The 16,949-nt window shown below is 56.8% G+C and carries 15 protein-coding genes; 4 read left to right on the top strand and 11 right to left on the bottom strand.

Annotated features, from left to right (window positions below):
- Positions 1-4: 4 nt before the first annotated feature.
- The 3 genes from FZF01_RS06430 to FZF01_RS06420 all read right to left on the bottom strand — a co-directional run bounded on the left by FZF01_RS06430 (position 5) and on the right by FZF01_RS06420 (position 3,831).
- Positions 5-787, bottom strand: a complete 783-nt coding sequence (locus FZF01_RS06430; protein ID WP_150277319.1) for an SDR family oxidoreductase — start codon at positions 785-787, stop codon at positions 5-7.
- Positions 788-968: 181 nt separating this feature from the next.
- Complete coding sequence (locus tag FZF01_RS06425) at positions 969-1,895, bottom strand: alpha/beta hydrolase family protein (protein ID WP_150277318.1); 927 nt, start codon at positions 1,893-1,895, stop codon at positions 969-971.
- A gap of 208 nt (positions 1,896-2,103) precedes the next feature.
- Positions 2,104-3,831 (bottom strand): sensor domain-containing diguanylate cyclase, encoded by a 1,728-nt coding sequence (locus FZF01_RS06420; RefSeq protein ID WP_150277317.1) that lies wholly within the window; start codon positions 3,829-3,831, stop codon positions 2,104-2,106.
- Positions 3,832-3,997: 166 nt separating this feature from the next.
- Between FZF01_RS06420 and FZF01_RS06415 the strand changes: the two genes are divergently transcribed.
- On the top strand, positions 3,998-6,385 hold the full coding sequence (locus FZF01_RS06415; protein WP_150277316.1) for a membrane-bound PQQ-dependent dehydrogenase, glucose/quinate/shikimate family: 2,388 nt from the start codon (positions 3,998-4,000) through the stop codon (positions 6,383-6,385).
- A gap of 67 nt (positions 6,386-6,452) precedes the next feature.
- Here the strand turns inward: FZF01_RS06415 and FZF01_RS06410 are convergent, their stop codons facing one another.
- Positions 6,453-6,908, bottom strand: a complete 456-nt coding sequence (locus FZF01_RS06410; protein ID WP_150277315.1) for a hemerythrin domain-containing protein — start codon at positions 6,906-6,908, stop codon at positions 6,453-6,455.
- 370 nt (positions 6,909-7,278) lie between these two features.
- On the opposite strand from FZF01_RS06410, the gene FZF01_RS06405 reads away from it, so the two are divergent.
- Positions 7,279-8,034, top strand: a complete 756-nt coding sequence (locus tag FZF01_RS06405; protein ID WP_150277314.1) for an alpha/beta fold hydrolase — start codon at positions 7,279-7,281, stop codon at positions 8,032-8,034.
- 89 nt (positions 8,035-8,123) lie between these two features.
- A complete protein-coding gene (locus FZF01_RS06400; RefSeq protein ID WP_150277313.1) occupies positions 8,124-9,566 on the top strand; it encodes a putative bifunctional diguanylate cyclase/phosphodiesterase in 1,443 nt (480 codons plus the stop codon).
- Positions 9,567-9,644: 78 nt separating this feature from the next.
- Here FZF01_RS06400 and FZF01_RS06395 read toward each other — a convergent pair whose 3' ends face one another.
- The 5 genes from FZF01_RS06395 to FZF01_RS06375 all read right to left on the bottom strand — a co-directional run bounded on the left by FZF01_RS06395 (position 9,645) and on the right by FZF01_RS06375 (position 14,995).
- On the bottom strand, positions 9,645-11,693 hold the full coding sequence (locus tag FZF01_RS06395; RefSeq protein ID WP_150277312.1) for a bifunctional metallophosphatase/5'-nucleotidase: 2,049 nt from the start codon (positions 11,691-11,693) through the stop codon (positions 9,645-9,647).
- Positions 11,694-11,828: 135 nt separating this feature from the next.
- Positions 11,829-12,608: a DUF4394 domain-containing protein gene (locus FZF01_RS06390; RefSeq protein ID WP_150277311.1), complete on the bottom strand. Its 780-nt coding sequence runs from the start codon at positions 12,606-12,608 to the stop codon at positions 11,829-11,831.
- Between the two features lie 130 nt (positions 12,609-12,738).
- Positions 12,739-13,458, bottom strand: coding sequence for an anti-sigma factor (locus FZF01_RS06385; protein ID WP_150277310.1), 720 nt, complete (start codon positions 13,456-13,458; stop codon positions 12,739-12,741).
- Positions 13,455-14,003, bottom strand: a complete 549-nt coding sequence (locus FZF01_RS06380; RefSeq protein ID WP_150277309.1) for a sigma-70 family RNA polymerase sigma factor — start codon at positions 14,001-14,003, stop codon at positions 13,455-13,457. The genes FZF01_RS06385 and FZF01_RS06380 overlap by 4 nt, the downstream gene beginning before the upstream one ends.
- Positions 14,004-14,161: 158 nt before the next feature.
- Positions 14,162-14,995, bottom strand: coding sequence for a MauE/DoxX family redox-associated membrane protein (locus FZF01_RS06375; protein WP_150277308.1), 834 nt, complete (start codon positions 14,993-14,995; stop codon positions 14,162-14,164).
- A gap of 120 nt (positions 14,996-15,115) precedes the next feature.
- Between FZF01_RS06375 and FZF01_RS06370 the strand changes: the two genes are divergently transcribed.
- Positions 15,116-15,820 carry an aspartate/glutamate racemase family protein gene (locus FZF01_RS06370; RefSeq protein ID WP_150277307.1) on the top strand — a complete coding sequence of 235 codons (705 nt, stop codon included), beginning with the start codon at positions 15,116-15,118 and terminating at the stop codon, positions 15,818-15,820.
- Here FZF01_RS06370 and FZF01_RS06365 read toward each other — a convergent pair.
- Positions 15,797-16,111: an AzlD family protein gene (locus FZF01_RS06365; RefSeq protein WP_150277306.1), complete on the bottom strand. Its 315-nt coding sequence runs from the start codon at positions 16,109-16,111 to the stop codon at positions 15,797-15,799. The genes FZF01_RS06370 and FZF01_RS06365 overlap by 24 nt on opposite strands.
- Positions 16,108-16,815: an AzlC family ABC transporter permease gene (locus FZF01_RS06360; RefSeq protein ID WP_150277305.1), complete on the bottom strand. Its 708-nt coding sequence runs from the start codon at positions 16,813-16,815 to the stop codon at positions 16,108-16,110. Before FZF01_RS06360 ends, FZF01_RS06365 begins: the two co-directional genes overlap by 4 nt.
- Positions 16,816-16,949 lie beyond the last annotated feature (134 nt).

The following is a 16,949-nucleotide window of genomic DNA, read 5'->3' as shown; positions in this document are numbered from 1 at the left end:
CAGGTCAGGCCTTCATGTGCTTGCCTAGCTTGTCGCGCAAAATCTCGGGGGTGTTGCCGGCAGCCTTGTCCAGATCTGCCAGTTCGCTCGGCACAAACCAGTGCAGGGTCTCCGAACTGTAGGCGTCCATTACCGCGCGAGCGACTTCGACGGCTTCGACCACGCGAAAGGGCCCGGTGGTTGGCGCGTCCCGCAGCAGTTCATCCGATGGCATGCCGGTGCGAATCAACCCCGGCAGCACGTCGGCACAGCGTACGTCGAAGCGCCGGAATTCGTTGGATAGGGCCTCGGTAAGCCCCTTGACGGCGTGCTTTGTCGCTGCGTACACCGCGATCAGCGGCATGCCCATGGTGGCGGAAGAGGAGGAGGTGGTGAAGCAGAGTGCGTTGGGTGTCGCTTTCAGCAACGGCAATGCGGTGTAGATGCCATTGAGTACTCCGACCAGATTGACCTGAATCATGCGCAGCTGGTCTTCCAGGGGCATCTCGTCGAAGAAGCCACGCATTGCGATACCGGCGTTATTGAACAGGATATCCATGCGTCCGTCTGTTGCATCCGAAAACGCGGTTACCGCTGATTCAAACTGGCCCTTGTCACTCACATCAAGCGCATGTACCAGGCAGTTGGCAGCGCCTAGCTCGGCTTGCAAGGCATCAAGACCATTCTTGTCGACATCGAAAGCGCCAACAAACCAGCCCTGCTGGTTGAAAAGCCGTGCAGTCTCGCGGCCCATGCCCGATGCTGCACCTGTGATAAAGATTGATTGTCTGCCCGCTGCCTTAGTCATGTCGCAACCTGCTATTCGTTAGTGAAGTCAGCAGGCTAGCGTGTTGGTGTCTTGTTGTCCGCTACAGTCACAGATGCTGATCAGAGAACCTTGGCGGTGGTTATGTCTGCCGCCCGGACGTCAGACAACAAAATGCCGGGCCCGTTATCGGGCCCGGCATTTAGAGGCTGTTGCCTGCTACTTAATAGGAGCAGTTGCCACGATACTCGGAGATGTCGCGATCCGACTCGTGATCCGGGCCACACAGGAACTGTCTGTAGCGCTCGTCCTGATCCAGGTGCAGCTTCATCCAGGAAACACCAAAGCGGCTCAGCACATCGTTATTCACGCCACCGCCGTTGGCACAGTAATGGCTACCGCCATCGATCTCGACAAAGGCCTTCGGCGTGCTGTCGGGAATCTCGTTGTAGAACGGCGAGGCGTGCTGCCAGACAGGCGCAATGATGTCCGATTGGCAAGCGAAGATCAGCGCAGGGGTGTGCACATCACGGAAGTTAGTGGTATCCCATGGCGCCAGCGGAATAACCGCACCCAGACGCCCTTCTTCAGCCACACGCAGGCTGCCGCCACCCCCCATGGACCAACCGACAACGCCCAGGCGGGTTTCATCGATCATGCCGTTTACCGGGCTGAAGCGCGAAGTATTACGGTCGATCAGATAGTCCAGTGCACTGTTGATCTGACGTGCACGACTTGGCGGCTGATCAAAACCGCTGTTGGTATCGATGGTCATGACAACAAAACCGTGGGAGGCGAGTTTCGGGCCCCACCACTCGATGGACGATTCAGCTGAAACAAAACCTGGGATCACAACGATCGCCGCCATGGTGCCCGTGGTGCCTGTGGGGTAGTGGATGGTTCCACCACCAAACCCGGTGGACCAGCTTGATACGTTACTGGTGCGAACCGAGTAGGGACCCGTAGAGGCCTCAAGGAAGGAGACGCTGGGGTTCGGGCCGCGCTGGAAAGGGCTTGGCTCGCCAGGCGTTGGGCCTGGGTCGGTTGGTGGAGGTGGGGTCGGATTCATCGCAAACGCGCTGGCGGAAAACATCAAGGCGCCGGCCGCCAGTAGCGACAGGGCGGACTGGGAGAAGGTTTTTGTCTTCATTGTGACTCCAGAGGGTGAGTTCTTATTAAGAGCTAGGGAGCAGCGGCTTGCTTGCAGGGCAGCACTGCCGACCGGCAATGTTTTAATACGCGCCGGTCACGCTTGGAACCCTTCTGTACTCAAAATAAGAACTCGCCCACAAAAAGAGTCATTCCACCTTTTTGGGCGATTGCGAGATACTTTCTGATGCTGTCACTTGTGCCTGATGTTACGTTGACACGATCGGTGCGGTGCGGTTGCCAGCGTAAGACTGGTGGGTACAAATGCGATTTCGTCCGGTATTTTTCGCTTCGTAAAGCGCCTTGTCCGCTCGGTTGAGGGCAGATTCGATGCTCTCGTTGCTAACGTCAACCGCCGCAATACCCAGACTGATAGTGCACTTGATGTCGCTATCTTCAACCGTCGTGCGAAGGTTCTCGATTGCCGCGCGGATGCGTTCTGCACACCCAGTTGCTTCCTCCAGAGCTGTTTCCGGTAAAAGCATGACGAATTCCTCGCCGCCAAAACGGGCAATCAGATCCTTGGAGCGACTGAATTTTTTCAGCGCCTGGGCGATGCTGACAATGACCTGATCCCCAACGCCGTGACCATGGGTGTCATTCACTTGCTTGAAATGGTCTATATCAATGACCACGACCGTGAGGGGCGTATGGCTGTTCCTGGCCAGCTCCAACAGGTAGTCTGCCTCGGAGAAGAAAAACCGGCGGTTGTACAAGCGAGTCAATGGATCGGTTGCGGCTTGTTTCTTTAGCTCATCCTGGGATGCTCTAATGTCTTCAAGAATCTTGATCCGGTAGGAGATGATGAACGCCAGGGTGAGGGCTTCAAGCATGATGCCGATGCCAACGCCATGGCTGTTCAGATAACTCGGTTCGACAAGCCCCTTGTAAAAAAGCACTGCAAAACCGTTGAACACCACGAAGAAGGTGTGCCCGACGAGGAAGTACTTCACCAGCGGATTACCCTTGCGGTACAGCGAAATGCTGACCGAAAAGGTGACCACCATCATTATCGCAGCCAGAGTACTGGCTGGCTTCAATGCCGCGGAGATATCAAACAAGCCCCAGGCCAGCACACCGATCAACACAGCCAGCAGACCCTGTAGAACTCGATGTTCAGTGGGGTAGAACTTGCGGGTTTCAAATATCGCCATCATGAACAGCATGAGAAAAATTGGCATGGTAATCAGCGAGATGTTCAGCTTGAAAACGGCAGTGCCGTACAGGTTGAAGGCGCTCGCAATCAGGCCATAGGACAGCGCAATCCAGACCAGCCCTGAAATCAGGTAAAAGGAATAAAAAATGTTCTCTTTCTTGCTTGAAGCGAAATACAGGAGGCCGTTGTAGAACACCAAGGCAAGCATCATGCCGACCAACAGTGCGATGTCGGTGTTGATGCCGATCAGGGCTCGCCTGGATGCCTCATGGTCAAACACGTCCACCGCAAACCATTGGTGGGAGAAGGAGTGACTTCGCAGATAAAGCGTAGCTTCTTCACCTGCTGAAAGGGTTAAGGGGTACACCGCAGTGCCACGGTACATCAGGCTGTCATCTGCAGCCTGATCCATGTCGAGATTCTGACTGCTTGCCAGCTCGTTATCGCGTTCTTCAAAGAAGCCGACGGATTTGAGGTGATAGGCATGGGGCAGATGAACATACAGCTCCTGTCGGACGCTCGAGGTGTTCTCCAGAATGACCTTGAACCATGTGACGCGGGCACTGGTCCCTAGTGTGGTCTTGTTGCCTGTTTCGATGAACGGCAGATCGCGCACATCGGCATATGTCAGAGACTGGGAGTCATCCACGTGGTAGCCCATCCGGAACTCGGTAAGGCTGACTTCGGGCTGGTGGATGAGGGCACGCGGCTCTGCAAGCACGCTGGGCGCGTGGAACAAGAACAGCAGTAGGAAAAAGAGTTGCTTGTAATGTAGATCCATCTACGAGCCACTTATACGTTGGAAGCACAAACATGTTAACCAAGAAGCAGTCGTAGACCAAGCAACAAACTCCCGGCCCGCGCTTGATAATGGGAAACAAAAGCTGCTGCATCGACTAACCTGACTGAGACAACCCCGATACTTCACCCGCTACAAGGTGCTTACCATGCTGGCTTTATCAGTCATTTTTCTCTTAATTGGGCTGTTTCTGCTCGGTGGCGGTATCTGGCTCGCTGTATTGGGCGGCAGCCTGTACTACCTTCTGGCAGGTGCGGCACTGATCGCGACCGGCGTTTTGATCAGAACCCGTCGCGCGGCCGCACAACTGCTCTACGCCTTGTTGCTGCTGTCTACCGCACTTTGGGCGCTATGGGAGTCCGGCTACGATTGGTGGCCGCTGGCAACCCGCCTGGGTCTGCTGTTGCTGTTGGCAATCCCCCTGTTGCTGCCCGGTAATACCTTGAGGCGCAAGCCAGCGCTGGCGCTATTTGCGGTTTGGGCGGTTACCGGCGTCATACTCCTATCAAGTCTGGCCTATGACGCTCACCGGATTGAAGGTCAGCTCAACACCGAATCGATCGTCAGCGACCCCGACCTGGGAGACACCCCAGCCAATAACTGGACCAGCTATGGTCGTAGCAATCATGGTCAGCGTTATTCGCCTATAGACCAGATAACACCGGATAACGTTGGCGAGCTGGAGCTGGCCTGGCAGTACCAGACCGGCGATCTGAAAGGGCCCCAGGACATCGGTGAAACCACCTACGAAGCTACGCCCCTGAAAATCGCTGACAGCCTGTATCTGTGCACGCCCCATAACTGGCTGGTGGCGCTGCATGCCGACACTGGCGAAGAGTTATGGGTTTACAACGCGCAGGTGCCGCTCGATAGTCAGCGGCAGCATCAGACCTGCCGCGGGGTCTCCTACCTCGCACCTGGTGCCGGTACCTCGGATGCGCCTGTTGGATCCTCCTCGCTGCGGACGGTATCGCGCGAGCCAGCCGGACCTGCGCACGAGCTGGCCAGCAAGACATGCGACGCTCAGCTGTTCCTGCCCACCTCAGATGCGCGCTTGCTGGCGCTAGATCCAGCTACCGGGGCGCGCTGCAGTAATTTCGCAGATGATGGCGAGCTGGATCTGATGCATAACATGCCTTACACCCAGTCTGGTTTTTATTACTCCACTTCACCACCGATTGTGATCGCCGGTCTGGTCATTGTCGCCGGCTCGGTCAATGACAATTACGCCATCAATGCGCCGTCTGGTGTGATTCGCGCTTACGACGCCCGGTCCGGCGAATTGCGCTGGAACTGGGATTCGGGTAATCCCGAGGATACCGCTCCGATTGCCGAAGGCGACACCTACGCTACCAGCTCGCCCAACAGCTGGGCGATTGCCAGCGCCGACGAGGACCTGGGTCTGGTGTACTTCCCGATGGGCAATCGCACGCCAGATCAGATCGGCGTATATCGCTCGCCTGCGGAAGAAAAGTACGCCAGCTCTGTGGTCGCGCTGAACCTGGAAACCGGTCAGGCTGAATGGGTGCAACAGTTTGTTCACCATGATCTCTGGGATATGGATACACCAGCACAGCCGAGCCTGGTGGATATCGAGACCGAACAGGGCCTGCAACCAGGGCTCGTGGTTCCGACCAAGCAGGGTGATGTTTACGTGCTCAATCGCGCTACCGGCGAACCTATACTGCCGATCGGCGAGGAGCCCGCCCCACAGGGAACTATCGAAGGGGACTACGCGGCGCCAACCCAGCCGGTTTCCGCTTTGAGCTTTGCCCCTTCTCCCATGCGGTCTGCGGACATGTGGGGCGCCAGCCTGCTTGACCAGATGGTCTGCCGTATCCGTTTTCAGTCGTTGCGCTACGAGGGGCGGTACACGCCCCCTTCAGTGCAGGGCACACTGGTGTATCCGGGCAACTTCGGCGTCTTCAACTGGGGCGGCATCGCCGTCGATCCCGAGCGTCAGGTGATGTTCGGGATGCCCCTGTACCTGGCATTCACCGCCAGGTTGATTCCCAGGGACGACAGTGACGCTGCCAAGGCGAGCAACAGCGGAGAGCAGGGTATCAACTCCAATGCCGGCGCCGATTATGCTGTCGAGATGCAGCCCTTCCTGTCACCGCTCGGCATTCCCTGTCAGCAGCCGCCATGGGGATACGTGGCCGGTGCCGATCTGCGTACCGGGAAAGTCCATTGGCAGCACAAGAATGGCACGGTGCAGGATATGACTCCGTTACCACTGAAGCTGAAACTCGGCGTACCGGGGATTGGTGGCCCGATCATCACTGGTGGTGGCGTAGCCTTCCTGGCCGCAACCGTGGACGACTACTTCCGCGCCTACCGGGTTACCGATGGTGAACAACTATGGGAGCAGCGCATTCCTGCTGGCGGCCAGGCCACTCCGATGACCTATCTCAACAGCCGGGGTGAGCAAATGGTGGTTCTGGTTGCAGGTGGACACGGATCGGTCGGAACTACTATTGGTGACTACGTCCTGGCTTACAAACTGGGCGGTGAAGCGGACGGGGCGAAGGAATAGCAACGTTGGAAATGCGTTCAGATAGAGCCGGCAGAATGCGATTCTGCCGGCTGCTGGTAACTTGGACTCAGCCTTGTGCCTTGAGCTTCTTCTGTTTGGCAGCCATCTTCTCGCCCAGCGTGTTCAGTTGTTCCTTGGAGAGCAATTTTTCTGCATCCACAAACATCTCGGTTTCTTCCTCCTCGATGTGATGCTCGAGCAGCTCCTTGAGGACCTTGACCCGGCCGGAAAACTGGAGTGAGTCAGGCTTGGTCTTGAGCAGGTCAGGCAGAACCAGCTTTTCCACTGCACGATGCTCTTCTACCGCTTCGTGATACATCCTTGCCTCATCCTTGCCCCCGGCAGCCTTGTAGGCCGGATAGAAGTCTTCCTCTTCCAGGGCTGTATGCACTTTCAACTCGGCCTCGATCTTGCCTAGCAAGTCGGTACGTGTCTTGACTGCGCGCTCGGTAGTGCCGGCAATTTCGTCCAGCATTTTCAGTACTTTCTGATGGTCTTCCTTGAGCAATTCGATAGCGTTCATGGGGTAGTCCTCATTTTAGCTTGAGTCACGGTAAAAACGGCTTGTGGTAAAGCCTTGAATGCGATGAATGCGTCCGCTGGTTGGGGTCTGCTCGGTTTATCCCTGGGGAGCCGGAGACCTTGAGGCTGATTAACTTCATCAGAAAAATAGAACGGGCTAGCCATCAATAGTTCAGAAGATCGTTCGTGAAGGGGGGCGTTCTCAGGGGCTGGTGTGCACCAAGGGTAATAGCGGCACGTGCGTATCCGGTTGTGGGGTTCTTGGAGCTAAAGGATTATGTGTATCATAAAAAATACATAAAACTAAAAAGGCTTAACATGATCATAATGGGGAGCTCGAATCGTTATCGCGGTCAACCCTGGGGGTTTTTATGAGTCGGTTCAAGTCATTTGATGGAGTGGAGATTTTTTACCAGACATGGGGTCGCCAATCTGATCAACCACCTGTCGTGCTGCATCATGGCTACGTAGCCAACGCGCGGTTCAACTGGGTCATTCCCGGTATTGTGCGCCGGCTGACCGCGGCGGGCCGCTACGTGATCACCTTTGACGCCCGAGGTCATGGACGCTCTGGCAAGCCACAGGACCAGACGGGTTATGGTGAGTCACGAATGGTCAGGGATCTGTCGTGTCTCCTTGACGAGCTCGATCTGCATGAGGTCGATCTGGTTGGTTACTCTATGGGAGCAACTGTAGCCCTGCTGGCCGCGACCGGAGAGTCGCGCATCCGTCGACTGGTAGTCGGTGGCGTTGGAGGTGATGTTCTCCACCTGAACAGTCGATATCGCACCCAAGGAAAAAAAGCCTTGGCAGAAGCCATGTTGGGCAGCCGTTGGGCGATTCGCAACCCCACTCTGGCTGGCTTCCGATTGCTTGCCGACGTGGTGTGGGCAGATCGCAAGGCTATGGCAGCACAGGCTCTTGCCTTCCATTCCAAGCGTATACCCCTGGAGATGATATCCGCACCCACGCTCATTATCGCCGGCAACAGGGATCCATTTTCCAGACAACCGGGAAAGCTGCAAAAGGCGATAAACGGAGCGGAACTAAAAGTTGTCTCTGGTGATCACACCACTGTCTTGATCAGGGCGAGTTTCCAGAATGCCATCGTGGAGTTTATTGCCTAGACGCGATTGGGGGCTCGGCGACTTGCTGATCGGGCGCATTAAAGTGACCTGCATGTTCATCCAGGCTTTACATCAAACGAGGAATCCTTTTGATTGGTAGCTATGACCTGACCACAGCATTGCTGGTTCTGGCCTTGCTTACGCTTGGCATCGCGGTAGTTACCACGTTACTAGATAGACGTGTCGGTAGAGACACGGTGCTTCTCGGCGGTGGTGTGAGATCCAACAAGGAGCTGACGCAACTGGCGTTGCATGACACGCTCACCAAATTGCCGAATCGCCTGTTGCTGGAAGACCGGATTGAGCAAAGTATCGGTAAAAACAAACGTCAGAGTGGCATGTTTACCCTGATGTTCCTTGATCTGGACGGCTTCAAGTCAATTAATGATAGCTTTGGCCATCCGGTTGGCGACGAGCTTCTCAATCAGGTTGGCCGGCGCTTGACCGAAAGGCTCCGCGCCTCTGATACCGTCGCAAGGGTGGGAGGCGATGAGTTCGTGGTGCTCGCACAAGTCGATGGTCTGGAAGATGCAGCAAGCATAGCGGAATTGATCATCAGGTTGATCAGGGATCCCTTCCATGTCGGCGATCACGAATTGCGTCTCTCAACCAGCCTCGGCGTCGCGATTTACCCCTGCGACGGTTCGGATCAACAAACGCTGCTGACCAATGCTGACGCGGCGATGTATCACGCCAAATTTCATGGCAAGAATGCATTCAGCTTTTTTGATTCTTCCATGAATGCCGAAGCAGTCGATCAACTTGATCTGCTGCAGGATTTGCGGCGTGCGCTGCAGAAAGAGGAGTTCGAGCTTTACTACCAACCTAAGTTTTCCGCTAGTGGCGGGCACGTTGTGGGCGCAGAGGCCTTGGTGCGTTGGCACCATCCAACTCAGGGTCTACTTGCTCCAAGTGCATTTATCGGCCTGGCCGAGCAGTCGGGCCTGATTGTCGAGATCGACAAATGGGTATTGCAGCAAGCATGCCGGCAAATGGGTATTTGGCGCTCAGAAGGTCATACGCAATGGTGTGTCGCCGTCAACGTGTCCGCTATGCAGCTTTCACACGTCGGGTTTGTCGATAGCGTGAAATCTGCCCTGGAAACTAACGCTCTTCCGGCCGGTACCCTGATCATCGAAATCACTGAAACCGTTGTCATGGGTGAGCTTGGCGCCAGCATGCAAGTTCTGCATGCTCTGGCCGACCTGGGGGTTGATGTCTCACTGGATGCCTTCGGTTCTGGTCATTCGAGCTTGCTGCACCTCAAGGACCTGCCAGTCAAAGAGTTGAAAACAGCGCGCGGTTTTGTCAACGGTGTGCAGCATGGCCCGCGTGACCGGGCGGTTATCTCGGCGGTGGTGCAATTTGGTCAGGCCCTCGGCCTGCGTATCGTTGCAGAAGGCATCGAAACGGCAGAACAGCGATCCTATCTGGCCGCTATGAATTGTGATGTGCTCCAGGGTTACCTACTGGGTCATCCGCTGCCGGCAAAAGATTTCGTTGGCAAACTGGCTTGCTGTAAAACGGCCTGAGCCAGGGTATCTTTCCCCACACGAATAAAAAACCCCGGCAAGCCGGGGTAATGTCTAGCGCGTTACGCTTGTTATTTGTCAGGGTGCTACAGGTATCAGGCGTTCGTTGACATTGAAGGGTACATCGTAAGCCTTGGTACTATCGCCGTGAAACTCCAGCAGATACTCGGCAAGTGCATCCTGTTCACCGCCGGTGCTGGAAAAGCTCACCTGGCCTGGATCGTTATTCGCTACGTCGGCCTCCAGCAGGGATTTATGCTCGGCGTTGAGCAAACCCTTGAATGGCCAGGAGCTGCCGCAGTTGGCGGTAGCAAAGGGTGAGCCGGCCGGCGCTGCGCAGTTGGCCAGAAAGTCCAGAGCCACTACACGGAAGCTGCGATTAGGATTGCCGACTACGACGCCATCTTCAACGATGCGGTCCCAGCGAGCAGCTTCGGTGGTGGCGGTCGGGTCAACCAGCACGTCGAGGTCGATTACCCGCTGCCCATCAGTAGCCAGTCCCAGGTTGGTGTCGCCGTTGGAGCGCGCGGGTGCCGTTGGATCAAAGCTCAGACGCAGACCAGACGTATGGGTAAAGTTGCCCTTGATCATCTCCTCGGTCAGATCGTGCAGCTCGGCAGCAGTCATGGTTACCAGGGCCAGGCCATTGTTGAAGGCAAAGGCGGTCTGGATATCCAGCTGTGAAATGCCGCCCTCGGGCTTGCCGAAGTCATTGCCTGCCGGTGGCAGTAGCTGCAGATCATCAGCGGAGGTAGAGCCGGCAGGGCTGACAATACGTCCAATTGGTGCGCGAATACCGCCGCCGTTCTTCACTGATACCAGGGGTGGTGCGGTGAGGGTCATTTCCGACGCGTACCAGAGGTTGGCATCGGCTGACAGATTACCCAGGTTAGTCTCGCGGCTACGTACAAACTCGCGGCGACCATCCAGGAAGACCTCGGTTACACCAAAGGCGGTCCCATCCAGTTCGCCGAGAATGACCCGAATGACATCCGCAACGTCAGTCACATCTGCGATGGGCGTGGCGTTTTGCTGGGTCACGATGCTGTCGATGCTCGCCCAGGCACCGCTTTCACTGTTGTCGATGCTGTCGGTAATGATCACGCCCTGATCGTCGAAGTCGACCAGCAAACGGCCCAGATACTTGTAATCCGCATCGGTATTGACCAGCAGCACCGGCTCGTTGGCCGGGCTGGTAAACATCAGTGGATAATCATCGCCGGCACTATCGCCGTCACGCAGGACATCATTGTTGTTGGCCAGAATGGTGTTGGAGCCGCCACCTACAATGATATCAACGCCTTCCAGGCGAGTTGCCAGTGCACGTTCTACATCAAGGACCTGCATGTGCGAAAGCAGAATGATCTTGTTGATTTCATCATTTCGCAGCGCATCTACCTCAGCCTGAATCACCGCGGCCAGATCATCGAGACTGCCTTCGTTATTGCTCTGAAAGCCTGCAGGCGCAATGGTCAGGTTACCCGTTGAGGTAATGGATGGAAGGGTAGGGGTAACGGCTCCCACCAGGCCGATACGCTCCCCGTTCACGGTAATTACCGCCGAGGGTGCAACCTTGCCGCCAATGCTGCTTGCTTCCTGGCCTCCCGCGACCAAGAGGCCTGCGGTGGCGGGATCGGCAGCAAAATCAATATTGGACGATATGTACGGAAATTCGGCACCGCTGTAAGCGCCGTCCGGTGCGATGATGCCGGCAAAACCTGCAGGTCCGGTATCCAGGTCGTGGTTTCCGACAGCGGATACTTGTACACCAAGCTGGTTCTGGATCTGTGTTTCGCCGCGCCCCTCATCTGCTACGCCTACGACAGCGTCCATGCGCGGATCACCGCTGGCCTGGAAGATCGGGCCGGGGATGTAATTATCGCCAGAGCTTACCAGCAGGGTGTTGTCCGGCATTTCTCCCCTAAAATGGTCAACCAGCGCTGAAAAGTTATCGACATTGAACATGGCTGCCGTGCCACCGCCGTCCACGTCAGCAAAATGCAGCAGCTGGAGGGTGAAGGGGCTGGTGGAATTGTCCGGAGTGTTGTCGTCGGAATCAGAGCCATTGCAGGCTGCGAGGGTCAGGGCGGAGACCAGCAAGGCACTCCGGAAAATCAAAGGTCGCATGAACTATCCTCTTACTACGTGATACTACGAGGCGTTCAGCTTGGGCGGGTAGTGTGACCTGACAGTGATTTTTTGGTTACGGTTTGAGGAAACCCTGAGCAAGCGCTCAGGGCTGATGCCTGTAAAAGCTACAACCTACATAGTCGGCAACACAGCAATATCAACAATACCTTCGGGCAGCCCGTTCACATCACCCAGTGGCGTTGGCGCTCCAGTTTTCAGGTCGACCGTATGCAATGTCTTGCCGGTGAGCACATAGGCGGTGTTGCCGCCTTTGCCGTCACTGAGGATATCCATTGCGGCGCCATCCAGGCCTTTGGCCAGTTCACCAACGGGCTGCTGCACGCCGTCGTTTGGCGGATTCTGCAACATCAGCATGCCGCTGGTGAGATCGACGGTATACAGCTCCGTTTTCTCGGTGCCTGCGTATGAATTGGTATAGGCGCCGGCCACGACCTGTTCCGTCATATCTCCATGCGCAAAATCACTGGCATAGGCCACGGTACCGTCAGTAGCCACTTCACCGGTTTCGACGTTGACGCGGAAATTGGTGCCGTCAGCGGCGAGCAAGCGCAAGCGGTCGGCAACCGGATTGAAATCCACCACGGCGTGATCGCTGCCGGGAAGCGCTTTCTGCAACTTTGCCCCAGAGGTGGCTTTACCCGTCGCCATGTCCAGCGTGTAGAGCTGGTCAGCCCCGCCCAGGGCATAGAGAGTGCCGTTGGCTGGACGCACATCAATGCCGCGCAGATCGCTCGCGCCGTCTACGGCCATGCTGGCGGTAACCTCGAGCGCATCGGTATCTACCTTGTGCAACATGCCGTCCGCATCCAGGGCGAGCAGCTGCGCTGCGCTGGCGGTGCCTGCGGCCAATGTCAGTGACGTTGTCAGGATCAGTTTGTTGAAAGTATTCATCTGTGGTTCCTCGCATTCGTGAACGATGGGCTCAGCCCACCCGGCAAGGTGCTTTACAAGCCACCTGCCAGGTAATACCCGCGAGGAACCGTTCTGGATGTCGTCAATCGAAAATAAATTTTCCGGTAGCTCAATTGCTGGCGATCAGTACCGCTCGACCGATATACAACACCGGGCCGGTGGGTCGATCCAGCGGCGAGCCACCAGTGGGTTCGAGGGTGAGCTCGAACAACTGTCCTGCTTGTACCGCGCCGATCTGTTCCGCGCTCAACATGGTTTCCTGTCCCGGCTCGATCAGGCCCAAGGAGCGAGGGCCGTCCTGTGGATCAATCAGCGTCCAGAACTGCACGCTGCGGTCCTCGGGTATCTGATCATCGACAAGTGATTTGAGGCGCAACGCGCCATCCCCATCGATGGTAACCACCCAGCCGGGTTGAGCGCTTTCGCCCGGCTGCTGCAATACCGCGGTGTAACTGGGTCCTGGGGCCTCTGGCTTCATCACGCCGGGCAGCCAGCTCAGTAGCACCAGCAGGGCCAGCGCGCCGCTGGTCAGGCGCCAGAGTCCCAGGCTTTGCCACCAGCGAACGAAACCCTTTGGGGTAACGGCGACTGCATTTGCCGACCAGCCCAGAGTCTGCTGAATACGTTCCCACAGAACTGGCGAAGGCGCTTGCGGGGATAGCTGATCCGTCAGGTCCAGAAGATGTCGCTCCCACTCCAGCGTCATGCGAGCTGCCTCACGGTCGCTCTCGATAAGATCGCGCACTTCACTGGCTTGCGGCTCATCAAGCAGGCCCAGCACGTACTCGCCGATCAGAGCCCGACGCGGCTCAAGGTCGTGTGGAATCATGCTTGCAAACACTCCTGCAATGCGCGAAGCCCCGCGCGAATACGTCCCTTGATGGTGCCCAGCGGCGTAGTCAGCCGGCTGGCTATCTGTTCGTGGGTAAGGCCGCGGTAGAAGGCCAGAAGAATCGGGTGACGCCTGGGACGCTCCAATTGGCCAAGACAATGACGCAACTGACGACCATCGGATTGATCGCTTGCGTGCTGTTCCGCCTGAGGGCTGTCATCGGCCATCTGTTCGATAAAGCTATCATCAGTCTGGACCAGTCGGCCGCGTCCCCGCAGTTGATTGAGTGCGCGATAGCGCAAGATGCTGTAGATCCAGGCACGCCCTTGGCCCAGTGTACGATCGAAACGATGGGCATTGCTCCAGACCTTGACCAGTGCATCATGCACACAATCCTCCGCCTGGTCGCGACGCCCCAGAAGTGTAATCGCCAGTCCGAGCAGTTGCCCTGCTTCCTGTTGATACAACCGCTTGAAGGCGGCCTGGTCCCCGCGCGCGCAGGCTTCCAGTGTGCCTTCGTAATCGAAGTTGCTGTCTTCCATGCTCCGTTTCGTACTCCGTCGCTGTCTTGATCATGCAGGCTATACCCGCGAAGAGAGCACGCGGATGTGCAGGCGTTAATAAATAGGTAATTGTTCGTGTGAAAATGTTTCAGGGCCCGGCCCGGCGGCCGGGCCGAAAGATGTGGCTGTGCGGCGAATCAGCCAAAATAGTATCTGAGCATCCACACACCCATACCCATCATCATCAGGTTCTCGGTGAGTGATACGAAGCCGAGCGGCACATTGCTGCCGCCGCCTACGCAGGCGCACTTGAGTTCACGACGATCTATATACACCGCTTTGAGCACGGACGCCGCGCCGATGGTCCCGATAAACAGAGCGACTGGTATCGCTAGCCATAGCATGGCACCGGCTACCATCAAGACCCCCGCGAACAGCTCGGCAAATGGATACACGTAGGAGTAGGGCACCTTGCGCTGGGCGAGAAGATCATAATTGAGGAACATGGTTGAAAAGCTTTCGATGTCCTGCAGTTTCAACAGCGCCAGAATAGACATGCTGAATGCAATGAACAGCTCCGCTGAGCGAATGCTGAACATCCCGCCCAGCATCCATCCTACTGCCAGAGCCAACAAGGCAGACACGCCGAATACGGCCAGGACTGGCTGGTAGCTGGTCTCGTCTGGCGCTTTCACTTTTTTGCCAAAATGGCGGCGAAGCTCGTCGTACCCACCGACACGGTTTTTGCCGATGAAGGTCTGCGGCGTGGTGTCCACATCATGCCGCTCCTTGAATGCATCAGTCTCTTCGCGGGTGGTCAGCCATTTGTCTTCAACGTTATAACCAGCACGTTCGAGCATATCGACCGACTTCAGACCGAAGGGACACAGATGCTTTTTCATGACCATTCGATACACAGTGGCCTTGGCTTTGTCTGTCGAGTCGGTTGCCTTTGCCGTCGCATCAGGGGACGAATCAGGTCTTGCCGATTCTTCAGTGGTGGGTTCTGGTATTACGGGTTCCGATGACATGTGCCTCTCCTTTTCGATCTGGGCCTACTTCATCTGGCAAGCCAAGCGCTAAGAGGTTCCTTGCGAGCTCAGGCCCGCTCGCTAAACTGGGGGGCATCTCAAACAACAGGGAGGTTGCCAATGAAAACCATAGGTCTGATCGGGGGCATGAGCTGGGAGTCCAGCCAGACGTATTATCGGCTGATTAACCAGGGTGTCAGGGACCAGTTGGGTGGGCTGCATTCGGCCCGATTGGTGCTTTACAGCGTTGACTTTGCCGAGATTGAAACACTGCAACACCAGGGTGACTGGGACGCCACAGCAAAGATGCTGGGCGAGGCGGCCAGGGCGCTGGAGGGGGCAGGTGCAGACTTTCTGGTGCTGTGTACCAACACTATGCACAAGGTCGCTGCGCAAATCGAACAGGCCGTAAATATCCCCCTTGTGCATATAGCGGATGCCACTGCCGCCGTGCTCAGGCATGAAGGGATCACGTCGGTCGGCTTGCTCGGTACGCGATTCACCATGGAGCAGGCTTTCTATCGCGAGCGCCTTGAAAATCAGGGTATTCAGGTACTGGTACCGGACGAGCCCCAGCGGGAACGGGTGCATTCGGTGATTTATAACGAGTTGTGCCTGGGCCAGATCAGGGATGATTCGAAAAAGACCTATCTTGAAGTAGTGGGCTCCTTGGCGGACCGCGGCGCCCAGGGCGTCATTCTGGGCTGCACAGAGATAGGCCTGCTTATTCAGGCTGCGGACACAGCCGTTCCACTGTTCGATACCACCGCGATTCATGCCCGGCAGGCTGTCAGCTTTGCCCTAGGCGGCAAATTGCCGGAATAAGGCTGCGGCCAGAATGCCCGCTGCAATGGCGGGGAGCGGCTTTTTTACCAGCAGCATCATGATTGCGGTGGTCAGCAGCGCCAGCCGGGCAGCGTTATCGCCTTCCACCGCCAACGGAGCCAGGAGTGCGACCAGTACGGAGCCGGACACCGCGTGAATAAATTGCTTTACCCGGTAGCCGATAGGCACGAATGACATGACGTACACGCCGCCCCAGCGCGTGGCCAGGGTCACCAATGCCATTGCCAGAATGACCAGCAAGGCGCCCATTCCGCCCGTTTCGACACTCATGCTTGCCTCACCCAGAAGGTGCCCACCAGGCCACCGGCCAACGCGCCGACCACAACATGACTGTTCTCGGGCAGGTACCAGTAGGCCAGCAGCGAGCAGCCGGCGGCGACGGACCAGATAACCAGCATCCGCAGGTTCTTCTCGCCGCCAACTACCATAGCAAGCAAAAAGCAGCCCATGACCATGTCCAGACCAAAGCTCTTGGGGTCGCTGACAAGATTGCCAAAAGACGCTCCGAGCCAGGTGCCGAATATCCAGAAGCTCCAGAGTGCCAAACCTCCGCCGAATAACAGGCCCAGTCCCGGTTGCCCGCGGGTGAAGGCCTGCATCGACATCGCCCAGTTGGCATCGGAAGCGATCAACATCACGCCATAGCGCTTTGCTGGCGGCAGTTGGCTAAGCCAGGGGTAGAGCGTTGCCCCCATTAGCAGGTGCCGCGCATTAATTGCAAACACCGTGATCAGTAGCGTGAACAAGGGTACCTGGGGGCCCCACAGATCAAGGGCTGCGAACTGCGAGGCACCGGCGAAGACCAGCGTGCTCATCGCCATGATCATCGGATCACTGAGGCCGGCCTGGGTCGCCGCCAGGCCAAAAGCGGCACCGAAGGCGACCACAAATATGGAGATTGGAGCCAGCTGTTTAAAGCCATCCCATATCAATTGCCTGTCTAGCTGATGCAGCTGCCTATCGGCGCTTGCCATACATCTCCCCTGGGTTCCTTGTGCACAGCATTCTACTGTATCGCGCGCTCGATGAACCTGCTTTGGCAGGCAGCAGGGCTGTATGTGGGTTTTTCGTGCTTGATGCCTTTTTCTCAATCGGCTAGAGTCGAGCC

The sequence above is a fragment of the Halopseudomonas salina genome, from assembly GCF_008641105.1.
This window is presented reverse-complemented; position numbering and strand designations above follow the sequence as displayed.